Source organism: Xenorhabdus sp. TH1 (assembly GCF_037260955.1).
Taxonomy (GTDB): domain Bacteria; phylum Pseudomonadota; class Gammaproteobacteria; order Enterobacterales; family Enterobacteriaceae; genus Xenorhabdus; species Xenorhabdus griffiniae.
In genome coordinates, this window is record NZ_CP147734.1 from 218,724 (window position 1) to 231,490 (window position 12,767).

The 12,767-nt window shown below is 43.1% G+C and carries 7 protein-coding genes; 3 read left to right on the forward strand and 4 right to left on the reverse strand.

Going from position 1 to position 12,767, the window contains the following annotated elements; genetic code table 11:
* Window positions 1-67 precede the first annotated feature (67 nt).
* Window positions 68-4,504, reverse strand: a complete 4,437-nt coding sequence (locus tag WDV74_RS00995) for a hemagglutinin repeat-containing protein (protein ID WP_338884098.1) — start codon at window positions 4,502-4,504, stop codon at window positions 68-70.
* Between the two features lie 107 nt (window positions 4,505-4,611).
* Complete coding sequence (locus WDV74_RS01000) at window positions 4,612-6,282, reverse strand: ShlB/FhaC/HecB family hemolysin secretion/activation protein (RefSeq protein WP_338884099.1); 1,671 nt, start codon at window positions 6,280-6,282, stop codon at window positions 4,612-4,614.
* A 1,255-nt stretch (window positions 6,283-7,537) separates the two neighbouring features.
* Here WDV74_RS01000 and WDV74_RS01005 point away from each other — a divergent pair.
* Window positions 7,538-8,074, forward strand: coding sequence for a hypothetical protein (locus tag WDV74_RS01005; RefSeq protein WP_338884100.1), 537 nt, complete (start codon window positions 7,538-7,540; stop codon window positions 8,072-8,074).
* Window positions 8,075-8,136: 62 nt separating this feature from the next.
* Here the strand turns inward: WDV74_RS01005 and WDV74_RS01010 are convergent, their stop codons facing one another.
* On the reverse strand, window positions 8,137-8,514 hold the full coding sequence (locus WDV74_RS01010) for a DUF1090 family protein (RefSeq protein ID WP_338884101.1): 378 nt from the start codon (window positions 8,512-8,514) through the stop codon (window positions 8,137-8,139).
* Between the two features lie 208 nt (window positions 8,515-8,722).
* Here WDV74_RS01010 and WDV74_RS01015 point away from each other — a divergent pair, with 208 nt between their 5' ends.
* Window positions 8,723-9,565 carry a 23S rRNA (adenine(2030)-N(6))-methyltransferase RlmJ gene (locus WDV74_RS01015; RefSeq protein WP_338884102.1) on the forward strand — a complete coding sequence of 281 codons (843 nt, stop codon included), beginning with the start codon at window positions 8,723-8,725 and terminating at the stop codon, window positions 9,563-9,565.
* Window positions 9,566-9,749: 184 nt separating this feature from the next.
* Window positions 9,750-11,102, forward strand: coding sequence for a glutathione-disulfide reductase (gene gorA / locus WDV74_RS01020; RefSeq protein WP_338884103.1), 1,353 nt, complete (start codon window positions 9,750-9,752; stop codon window positions 11,100-11,102).
* A 47-nt stretch (window positions 11,103-11,149) separates the two neighbouring features.
* On the opposite strand, the gene lsrK is transcribed toward gorA, so the two are convergent.
* Complete coding sequence (lsrK, locus tag WDV74_RS01025) at window positions 11,150-12,742, reverse strand: autoinducer-2 kinase (RefSeq protein ID WP_189759354.1); 1,593 nt, start codon at window positions 12,740-12,742, stop codon at window positions 11,150-11,152.
* Window positions 12,743-12,767: the final 25 nt, after the last annotated feature.

Sequence of the window (12,767 nt, forward strand, 5' to 3'; positions counted from 1 at the left end):
AAGGCAACTGGTGAAGGAATACGGTAGCCGTATATTGGCTACCGTACAGAAGATCAATCGATTAATCTCATTGATGACCCTTAACTTCACTGTAAACAGTTGGCAGTTCAGTATCGTGGCTCTCATTTTTCACAAAAGGCACTTTACCGGAGAAAATATCTTTTTGTGCGGAGGTTGCCAGACTGGTGAGGGAACCTGGTACATTAATACCTAGGTTTTTGCCTTTATCGTATCCAGTGACAGATTGTTGGTTAATTTGCTGGGTATTCAGCGAGACAGCACCTTGTGCGCTATCAATTTTGCTGCCCACTAAATAAGTTGTTCCAGAAACATCCAGATTAACCTCTTGGGTACCCGTCAAGGTTGTTTGCTTATCTACCGCTTCTCGATCGAGAGTATCGTAATTGCCTTTGAGTTTGCCATTGTAGCCCTTGAACGCCGCTTTCAACTGGTCTGTCAAACTTGGGGCTTTATCTCCGGTTTTAGCGTCGTCGGCCGCCGCAGTTTCCGTTGTGGCAGTTGTCGTGTTTTCTGGAATGTTTTCCGCTGCGTTAGGAACAGCCTGTTTAGAAGCGGCATCTCCTTTGACGGTTTTGCTATAACTCAAGCCAGCATCCAGACCCACATTCAGGCTATGGGTGCTGTCCTTGCGGCTTTCGACATTAAAGTTGCCACCAACTTTGCCCGTGATCTGATTAGCATCCACATTTGCACCTTTAAGTGAGGTATCTCCCGCACTGGTCAGGCTGACATTGCCACCGGAAACCTGTGCGTTATGGTGCGTGGTTTGTGCCAAGTTATTGACGCCAAATTTCACTTCACCACCAATATTATATTTGCTATCGATGATCCTGTTGGCCGGATCGGTTGTTGAAGCATCACCTGTCGCACCATCACCTCCTTCTTTGCGGGCAGTAGAAAACATGCCACCTTTAGCTTTAGCACCGACATTCCAACCATTGGCATTGGCAGTCTCCTGGGCTGAAGTCAGTTCGATTTTCCCACGCTGTGCGGTTAAATCTACCTGTTTGCTGGAAACGTTGGCACCTTGTAATGTCAGGTTATTACCTGCATTCAGATTTACGCCTTGTCCACCAGCGATATTGCTGGTTTGAGCGGTAGTATTGTTCTGATTGTCGGTGTTATAACCGCCACCAAGGCTACCACTGAAATTTTTGCCATCAGGATTGGTTCCCACGGTCAGGGAAATTTCCCCATTGTAACCACTGCCTTGTTTCTTATTGTGGTTGGTGGCCTGATTGAATTGAATATTTCCACCTGCATTAACGTTGGCCGTACCTTCACCTGCATTGATTGAAGTGCCTTGGTAGCGCGCATCTCTGGCCGTCTGAACGTTAACGCCGTTTTGAGCGTTGATGCTGCTGGTCACTGCGCTGCTGGTGCTGTTGGATGTTTTCTGATAGCTGCCACTGCCTTTGCCATTAACGGAGAGATCTGCACCGGTTGTGGTATAGACACGTAAGCTGGCATTGCCAGTCGTGTCAGCGGTATGGGCGTTTTGGCTGTTAGCTGCCGCTTCACTGGTATGGCTGCCTGCGGTCAGTGAGACACCATCTTTGTTGGCTTGGTATTGTGTCCCTTGGTCATAAATGTCACCGTTCGTTGTGACTTTGACATCTCCTGCTTTGATGTTAGTCACCACAGCATTGGATTGATGGTTATTGGTGTAACGGCTGTTACCATTTAGCGCCAGTTCAATACCGGCATTAGGCAAACCCGTATTTGTGATGGAAGTATCCAGTTTCTTATCTGCGGCAGCCTTGACGGTTTTTTCTACAGGACGGGTCGTTGCGCTGTAATCGGCAGTCCCACTGATCTCGCCACCTACCTGTAATTGACTGGTTGAGGTGGATTCAGTATTGGCTGTTGCCACATTTTTAATGCTGCCGGCATTAGCCTGATAGGAACCTTGCACTTGATGATCCGTACCCTGCTGCTTCAACTCACCCATTGCATTCAGCTCAAGGTTGCCAGTCACCTGAGTTTTGGTGACTTCTGCCGTTATTCGGCTGTCGGATTTTCCATTGCTGTTGTAAGTTCCTTCAACACCACTACCGAGTTTGTCCATACCGCCAGTGACAAACACACTGCTGCTCAATTTTTCCTGTGAGGTTGAGGTTGATGTGCTATTTTCGCCGGCCAGCAACGCAATGTTATTTCCGGTAATTTTCGCATCGCCTTGTGTGGTGACCAACTTAGAGCCGGTCACGGTAACATTTTGGCCGGCATTTACGGTGAGGTTGCCACCATTCAGTTCTGATGGGCGTTGCGTTATGCCTTCATCTTTCTGTTTATCGGTGGTGTGTTCAAAACCGACACCTGCACGGTATTGGTTATCTTTCACATCCTTGGCGTAGTATTGCCAGTCAAGGTTGGTTTTTTCCTGTTGATCCTGATTTTTCTCACCATAATTTAGGATATTGATATTGCCTGATGTATTCATTTGCAGCTCTCCGGCACTTTTTGCCAGACTGCCAATAACATTAATGTTTTTATTACTGAGTAATTTCAGTTCTGCATCAGAAACCAATTGACTACCGGAAGATTTTTGCTGCTGGTTGTGTTCTTGGTTAGTATTTTTGGTGATGTTGAAAATGGTGCCTTTTCTTTCATCCACCTCTTTAAAAGTATGGCTGACTGCATTATCGATAGTTAACTGTCCGTCATTGGCTTCAACATAAGCACCGTTTTGCGCTTTAACTTTACTGCCTGTAATGGTGACACCATTTGCTCCAGTCAGCAGTAAGTGCTCGCCAGACGTCACTTCGGAAATATGATGGGTTTCTGATTTATCGCGGTTATCTTTTTTGCTGCCACCGGCAATCCCGCCCCAATAGGTTTTATCCTTGGTAAGGATTTGATCATCAATGAGGGATTGGACAGTAATGTTAGTTTGCTGATCCGCAATAATAATCAGGTTCTTGCCTGAGTTAATCCGGGTTCCGATGATATCAATATTTCCTTTCGCTTTGATACCTAAGATCCCGCCTGCGCTTAATTCATTGCTGGTACTTCTTTGGGTGGTATTGACCTCATTCCAATTACCCGTTTGCAATGATGCACTATGGTTCTTTTTGTATCCCTTCTGTGAAGTTATTTCTGATTCCACCAAACTTGCTAGCTTCACATCTTTCCGGGCTGATACAGACAACTGATTGCCCGCTTTGATCTTACTGCCAAGAATTTCGGTATTGCCTTCACTGGCTAAATGGACATTTTCACGAGCATTGATGGTATTGCCTTCGTACTCGTATTTTTCACTCTCATTGGTGACATCATACTTCCAAGATAATTTCCGTTGATTATTCGTGTTACGGGCAAATTGGTGAAGCTGTTGCCCATTGAGTTTCAGATTGGTGCCAGCTAGTTGGACATTATCCCCTTCGATATCAGTTGCCATCACTTGGTTGTCTTGTTTGGCCACCAGCGTGATGTTCTTGCCTGCCAATTGGGTACGGGCGACAGATTCACTGATTTGCTTTTGTTCGGTATAAATGCCACTAAAAGTGCTATCGTGATTATCGCTGCCCATTTTGTCTGATGAAGATTGACTCAGGCGTCCTTGGGACAACACATTATTGCCGCGCAAGGTAATATCCCCGCCTTTTAGATCTGCAGCGTCCAATTTCACATCACCGTAGGATTCAACTTCAATGCCATCATTGGCGGTGACTTGGCCTTTTAAATTAACTCCGCTTCCTTCCGCCGTATTCAGCAGGCGAATGCGTCCTGCCCGCATACTGCCCAAATAATAGCTGTCGAGTGCATTGATATTGGCTTGCTGGGTATCCAGGATTTGGCCATCAGCCGAAATTTTGTTATTCCCCGTCGTGAGATTGAGGTTTTTTGCGGTGATCACCTGGCCGTTGATGTCAATTTTAGGGGCGATCAGATTCAGTACATCATTATGGGATAAGCCATTGTTTCTGATATTCAAGGCGTTCAAATTATCAAACGTATTGAAGCCTTGCAGGATCCCATTTTCTACCAGCGGATTACCGACAACCAATGACGCCTGATTGGTATTGATAAAACCACAGCCGTTACAAGTGATACCGTTAGGGTTTGCTAGCACATAATCGGCAGCGATACCAAATACTTCTTGTTCGCCGAGCAAAAGCGAAGGATTACGGCTAATAACCTCATTTAAGATCACACTGGCAACTTGTCCATTGAGGTTGCTGTTGGCAGATAATTCACCTGCCAATTGTGATGTTCCATTCTCCAGGGAGTTATTGAACACCGCACCCATTTGATTGACGTTAAAGTCTTGGTATTGGTTATGTGATAACCCTGATTCGGAAGGTGCAACGATATTGACCACTGTTGCGCCGGTATCCGCTTGCATAACATCTGGGCTGTGTGCGGCATCGCCACCAGGTGTAATATCATTGGCAAAACTGACTGAACAGGTTGCCAGAATAATTGCCATAGAGGCGGCAAGTTTTCCCGTTGGAGACAGTTTAAATTTTTTACTTTTCATATAATTTCCTTATTTGCATCTTTATTGCCATGTGCAGCGCTCTGGGGATTATTGTTCTAATAATCCCCACAACTGACTGCGGTTAAAAAATCAAATGGTTCAAAAAATTAAAAAGTGTAAGAGAAGCGAGTTAACAGTTGAATAGGTTCATCCGTATCCCTATTTGGGCGAGAAAGTAATTTGCCTCGGCTGATCTCAACATCTGCAAATAGTTGCTGATAGCGTAGTGTCAAACCTGCACTGAATCCGGCACTGCTTTTCCAGCTGTCCTGGCTGCGATAACTTTTAACCTGGCCGATATCCACGCCGGTGCGTAACGCAAGTGAGCCATTGGCAATAGGGATTGAGTGAGAAAGCGTATTTCTTAAATACCAGCCATTATCAGCCGACGACACATTTTTACTGAAGCCTCGCACTGCATTACGGTCAGTTACATTGAGCCACTCAACACCCGGTAGCCCATCTTTACTGTATTGGGCATAAAATTGACTGCTAAATTGGTAAGGCACAGCCAAGAGTGTGAAACGCTGTTGTAAATTTGCCGATAATTTCCCTTTGGTAAATTGCTTATTCAGACTGGTTTTAGTGGTTTGGGCACCAAACCACGGCATTCCCCGCTCAATACTCATATTGAGGGAGATCAACCCTGAAGGGATAATTTGTAAATGGTTAATACCCAGTTCGAGGACACTCAATGTCTGGCTACTGACAGTAATCCCGGCTTTTTGGATATGGTTAGTGTAATTCTTATAAACAAACTGGGTGTTTAATGTGCTAATTTGTGACTGGTTACGATGAAAAACCCAATCGGCACGAACGCCTTTTTGTTGTGAATTCCCGTTCAGTATGATCGAGTTCCTCTGTAAACGGGGATGGCTAGTGTATTGGGAATAACTGTTAAATCCACTCAAGGTTACAGCTCCATAGGCGAGCGAATAGAGTAGAGTATAGGCGCGATTATATTGGGTATTGGGTTTATCGACGGTACTGGCGCCGCTGAGGCTAACAAAGTCAGATAATCCCAATGGGCTATCGACACTGGCATTGAGTCGCGTGATCCATTTTCCTGTGCTTTTATGTCCATAATTATCGGTTGTAGTGGTTATTCTCCATGGGGAAGAATGCTGATTATGTAGCTTGACGATAGAACCACCATTAACAGTACCCGGTAGAATATCGAGTGTCGTTTTGTTTGATTGCAGGCGATTTGCCTGATCTAGCCCTTGATCAAGCTGATTTAGGTTGAGTGGTTTGTTTGTCAAACGAGGGAATAGTGTTTGGCTATTAACCCAGCGGTCACCTCCTTCTATCGCCTCGACAAAACCTTCAACGACATTGATCCCCAGTTCACCATGGGGATTTAGGGGAAGAAACTGAACGCGTGCCGTAATGTAACCTTTAGCAATATAAAGGTTGGTGATTTCCGCTGACAGCTTGTTGATATCATTGCTGGTGATACAGTTATCGGGCAGGGCACTGAGTGTATTTAGATCTCCTGGAGAGAGTAAGGTAATGCCTTGCAGATAAACCCCATTGATGGCCAAACATGGCTGCGCTTCCTTCACCACGGGTGAAACCGTTTGTGGTGAAACGCTATTTGAGCGATTAATCAATCCTTGATGGCGACGCTCTTCAATTAATTGGTCTATTTCCCGTGAACTGTCCTGTAAAGTTCTTCTTGCTTCATCTGTAGGGAAAGCAGGACTAAGCACGTCAGGGGATGCGCTTACCTGAAATGTAGAACATAATAAGATGAAGATTATTGTCCTTTTAATCATAGTAATACCCAAATGACAATAGTTGATGGGAAGTGTATAGTGTTGGGTTAGGTTTAAACATCCTGGTTTATTAATGAAGCATTAAAGCATAGAAAGTATTTTATGTTGTTCTGATTGATAATTATTTTTTGTTAAAAATTACATCTTAAATTTATAAATTTACCTTAGTTATTTATTATGATTCATTTTGGTTATGTGTCGTCTCAATATTAAGAGTTAAGTGAAATTTAATTTTGGTTTAAATATATCCATCTCTATCTCTTTTTATTTCATTTGTATAGGTGTGATTTTTTATCTGTTTGAATTTATGGTGTTTTTTTATTTTTCATTATTATAATGTATAAGGAAATATATAATTAATATTTAAATTATTTCATTTTATAATGGTAGGTAATGCTGATGAATAATGGATGTTTTCTATATTTATGATGCTATTGATACTGATGTGGTTTACAGAATTAATGCATCAGATATTGTCAGTGTGTCCACAAATAAAACTGGGTTTAAATATTATAGGGAGGTTGTTAATATCAATATTCTATTTTAAGAAATACTTTAAGATGGTTGTTGCCAAAATGCATGTGATGATATGGTGGTAATTCATGTAAAAAATAAACTTAAAATCATTTTATGCTTGTTTATTATCGTATTTTTGATTTTAAAAATATATTGAACGTCAAATTACATTGGTATGTATAAATTACCAGTGTTTCTTTCCCTTTTCTGATTGTTTCATGATGTAACAAATCGGATATACCTAATCACTCTAAAATAATCATAAAATCACGTTAGCAACTATTTATCTAGTTTATTATTTTATTACCATGTTTTTCTATTTGAAATCAAAAAAAACATGGGTACAATTACTATACTTTTTAGTCATCCAAAGTGTCCCTGTATGATACTGTTGATGCTAAGAATAAGAGATAGACATTAATTTTTATCTTGTAAACCGCACTTAGGATACTAAATAACAATTGTGTAACAATTGCTTGTTTTTAAGTAATAAGTGAGGTGGTGTTGTCTACACAATTCAAGATATACCTTCATGACATATTATAAAATCCAAAAAATACCAGTCTGCTGTTGGAAAGGCAGAGGGGGAGGTTTCTGTCTGTGTTTATCAGTGTCATGAGGCAAGGTACAGTGACAGAAATGAAACTGTATTGATTGGGTAATAATATTAGCTGTTTGATTTTAGAGGTGAAAATTCCAAGGCCGTTTTCTCATATCAGATTTGATTATGAAGGGGGGAATGATGTTTTTCCGTAATGTCGACAAAAGTAATATTATTATTTTCTCGTTAATGCTGGGAGTTATCATTTTATTTTTATCTTTTGGAAACAGCAGATTAGGAATTATTGATTACGCCGATAAGCATTGCCAGAAGAATACAACCTGCTTGATTGATATGAATAAGATTATTCCTTTTGACTGGGACAAAATGTATATCATCGACAAAGGCATAGCACCAGAGGATATTGAAAAAATTATCGGAACTAAGTTTGATTACGAAACGAGCCTTTTTTATAAGATTATTTTTGTCAGGGATCAGAAGGTGATTTATTCAGATGAATATCATCCACCTAATGAATCTTATATGAAAAAATTTATTAAGCCTAACTTTCATTATCCTTATGAAAGAGAGGGAAATTATTTTAGTCATTATGCTATTTCTAAAGATAACTCCATTCTTTCCGTGAAAATTGAAGATGAACCGCTTATGAGTGATAAAATCTATTACAATATTTTTCCCTCCAATGCGCAGCAAACTAGAGGGAGAGGGCTATAAAACATAAGATAAATACAGGATTGTATGCAGGCCATGGCTTTTACATGGCCTGTCTTTTTTATCTATTTTTTCTTAATGTCTATTTTGTTGCTTTTAGGGGTGATGTGGGACTGGCTTTTGCTACTTGGCTGTTTCAATTGTGGTGAATTGTTTTTATCAGCTAAATTCCTTGTCGTATTATTTTGTGCATTATCTTTTATGGTTTCTGGCTTATTGTTGTGTTCTTGCAGAAGTTCTTCCAGGGCACATGTGGCCTTTATATTTTCCAAAGTGCGAGTTAATCCTTTTATCAGACGCTCATCTTTATCTGCTTGAGCATATTGGAGTTGTTTTTCTAATGTTTTTTTCTTTATCTCACATCCTGCCTTACCTTGGTTTGCATAGGCAATACTCATACTGAAAACGATCAATACAGATGAAATCACTGTTTTCGACATCATGAACTATTCCTAAAATTTTGAGATTATTTATCTGGAATTTTATACGCTGATTTTGTTTTGATCCTGAAAATTCCTCTGGATCCACAACGAAGAGGGAGCATAAGGCAGCTTTTATCTTTTTTGTTGAGAATAAGGCTATAATGCCTCTTTAGTTGTCTGGTAGGGCATCAGGCAAGTTATTAATATTTTGCTTTCGGGGTTAAATCCAATGTTAAGTTATCGCCATTGCTTCCATGCCGGCAACCACGCTGATGTGTTAAAGCACGTAGTACAAAGCCTGATCATTGAGTCGCTTAAAATAAAAGAAAAACCTTTCCTGTATCTGGATACTCACTCTGGTGCAGGCCGCTATCATTTGAGTGGAGAACATGCCGAACGTACGGGAGAGTATCTGGAAGGTATTGCCCGTATTTGGCAGCGTGATGATATCCCCGAAGAATTGGCTGCATACATGGATGTTGTGAAAGCATTGAATCCACAAGGCACTTTACGTTATTACCCAGGCTCTCCGCTGATTGCCCGTCACTTATTGCGGGAGCATGATGAGCTTAATCTGAGTGAATTGCATCCCAGCGATTTTCCCCTGTTACGTACGGAATTTTCCCGCGACAGACGTGCCCGTGTCATGCGGGAAGATGGTTTCCAACAGTTGAAGTCAAAACTGCCACCAAAAAGTCGTCGTGGGTTTGTGCTGATCGACCCACCTTATGAATTGAAATCAGATTATCAGAATGTCGTTCAGGGTATTCAGGAAGGGTATAAGCGCTTTGCTACAGGTACTTATGCTCTGTGGTATCCCGTTGTTCTGCGTCAGCAGATTAAACGTTTGGTAAAGGGACTGGAAGCCACGGGTATTCGTAAGATTTTACAAATTGAACTTGGTGTGCGCCCTGACAGTGATCAACGGGGTATGACGGCATCAGGTATGATCGTCATTAATCCACCGTGGAAATTAGAACAACAGATGAAGGCCGTGTTACCGTGGTTGCATCAGGTATTAGTTCCTGAAGGCACAGGACATACATCAGTAGAGTGGATTGTCCCTGAATAAGGTAAAGGTTCAGCGTGGCGTCGTTATTAAAGGTTTGATGACGTCTGAATAAACTGTGACTCGATAGCCGTGGCCTATGGCAATAAGAGTTAGAATCGTCCACTGTGAGTGATAATTTTTTGTCACAATGACGTCAGGCTGAACTTTAGCAGTAACTTAATTGATTAGACGGAAGTGACCTAAGATGAGTAAACATTACGATTATATTGCAATTGGTGGTGGCAGTGGCGGTATTGCTTCCATTAACCGTGCAGCCATGTATGGGCAAACATGTGCCCTGATTGAAGCAAAGGCATTAGGTGGAACATGTGTTAATGTGGGCTGTGTACCAAAGAAAGTGATGTGGCACGCTGCTCAAATTGCGGAATCTATTCATCAATATGGTCCCGATTATGGTTTTGATACTACCGTCAATCATTTTGACTGGAAAAAACTCATTGCTAGCCGTACTGCTTATATTGATCGTATTCATCAGTCATATGAACGCGTATTGAATAACAATAAGGTCGATGTCATTCAAGGATTCGCCCGTTTTGTTGATGCACATACTGTTGAGGTTAATGGCGAAAAAATCACGGCTGACCATATCCTGATCGCGACAGGTGGTCGTCCTGTACGTCCAGATATTCCCGGTGCTGAATATGGTCTTGATTCAGATGGTTTCTTCGAACTAAATGAAATGCCGAAGCGTGTTGCTGTGGTCGGTGCTGGCTATATTGCTGTTGAAATCGCGGGTGTTTTGAATGCACTGGGTAGCGAAACACATCTGTTTGTCCGTAAGCACGCACCTCTGCGTTCTTTTGATCCCATGATTGTGGAAACACTGTTAGAAGTCATCAAAACTGAAGGGCCAATACTGCATACAGAAGCAATATTACAGTCTGTGATGAAAAATAGTGATGGCAGCCTGACTGTTAAATTGCAGGATGGTCGGGAGCAGGTTGTTGATACGCTGATCTGGGCGATTGGGCGTGAGCCAATGACAGATAAGCTGAATCTAGCTGCAACAGGTGTTAGGCTGAATGAAAAAGGCTATATCCAGGTCGATAAGTATCAGAATACCAATGTTAACGGTATTTATGCAGTGGGTGATAACACGGGTGCGGTGGAATTGACACCCGTTGCGGTAGCAGCAGGGCGTCGTTTGTCAGAGCGTCTGTTTAATAACAAACCTGATGAACATCTGGATTACACCAATATACCTACAGTGGTATTTAGCCATCCACCAATTGGTACGGTAGGTTTGACGGAACCACAGGCAAAGACTCAGTATGGCGAAGATCAGGTTAAGGTTTATACATCGTCATTCACCGCAATGTACACCGCAGTGACGCAGCACCGTCAGCCATGCCGTATGAAGTTGGTTTGTGTAGGAGCCAATGAGAAGATAGTTGGTATTCACGGTATTGGCTTTGGAATGGATGAAATACTGCAAGGTTTTGCGGTTGCGCTGAAAATGGGAGCAACGAAGAAGGATTTTGATAATACGGTTGCTATCCATCCGACGGCGGCGGAAGAGTTTGTGACTATGAGGTGAGAGATTTGATTATTTTATTGGCCTCACAATTCGAGGCCAATCAAAAATTACAGCCCCGGTGCCTTCCACAATGACGTCGTCAGCCCATCATCCACCAGGTGTAGTTGGTCTGCATATACCGCCTGCCAGTCTTTTTTCGCTTTTTGGTAAATTTCACGGTGGCTTAAATTCGGTTGATATTCCCGCTCCCAACGTACCAATCTTTCTCCTGTTGCGGGCATGGAATCATACAATCCAACACCAACCCCTGCTGCAATAGCACAACCCAATGCTGTTGCTTCTTTTACCACCGGTACGCGGACAGGCAGTCCCGTAACGTCAGACAGAATTTGGCTCCAGAGTTTGCCTTTTGAGCCACCGCCTGCGAAGACCAGCGATTCTGCTTGGACACCAGAGAAGGTCGAAACCATATCGAGATTACACGCCGAGACGATAGCGGCGTTTTCTTCCAATGCCCGGAATAGTGTTGCTTTGTTGCATTTTTCCGGATCAATCGAGAGATTAAGGAAAGATGGGGCAGCGTGATACCACGATTTAAAGCGCATAACATCGGAGAAAATCGGCATGACACCATAGGCACCGGCAGGAACTCGTGCCGCCATATCTTCCAGCAGATTGTAGGCATCAACGCCCAGTCGTTCTGCCAGCAGTTTTTCTTCTGCACAAAAAGCATCGCGGAACCAACGCATGGTGAGGCCGGTGAAGAAACTGATGGATTCTGCCTGCGCCATGCCGGGGATAACGTGCGGATTGATGCGGATATTCATGTTTGGATCGGTGATGGGTTCAGGCAGGTTGACGACTTGCTGCCAGAATGTTCCGCCGAGTACCGCAGTTTGGGCAGGTTTGACGACACCAATGCCAAGACAGCCGAGTTGAACATCGCCACCGCCCATAATCACGGGAGTGCCACTGTTCAGGCCGCATTCTGCTGCGGCTTTTTCCGTAATATAGCCGAGCAAGGTGCCTGTTTCTTTGACAGGAGAGAGGATATCCGCACGCAATCCTGCCATTTCCAACAGGCTTGGGCGCCAATCGCGGCTGGCTAAATCCAGCATTCCCGTTGTGCCCGCGTTAGAGGGATCAACCGCCAGCTCGCCACTTAGCATATAAGCCAGCCAATCACTGATCATGGTTAAGGTACTGGCTTGTTGATAGATATCAGGGCGGTGATGAGCAAGCCAAAGCAGGCGTGGCATGGCTCCTAATGCCAATGTTTGGCCGGAATAGCGGTAGACGTCATATTCAAAGGTATTATTGTAAAGCGCTTTCAGTTCGCTGACTTCATGACTGGAACGGGCATCTACGTTGGCACACGCCCAGATAGGATCGCCGTCACGATTATAAAGGACAATACCCTCCCGCATTGAACAGGCAGCAACGCCTTGAATCGCATTGGCGGGCAGTTCCGCCTTTTGCAGCGCCTGTTGAATACATTGGCAGGCCAGTTGCCAGTTATTTTTCAGATCAAACTCCATTGAACCCGCAACATTCGGTACGGGATGGTGTATCCATTCAGCTTGTCCAACGGCAACCTGATTCCCTTCGAGATCAAATATAACTGCACGGATACTGCCAGTTCCTGCATCAAGCGCCATCAAATACTTCCTTGATGGGTGAGCATGAGCGCGTTGATTCATGATACTATCCTCGTCTGTTGTTATC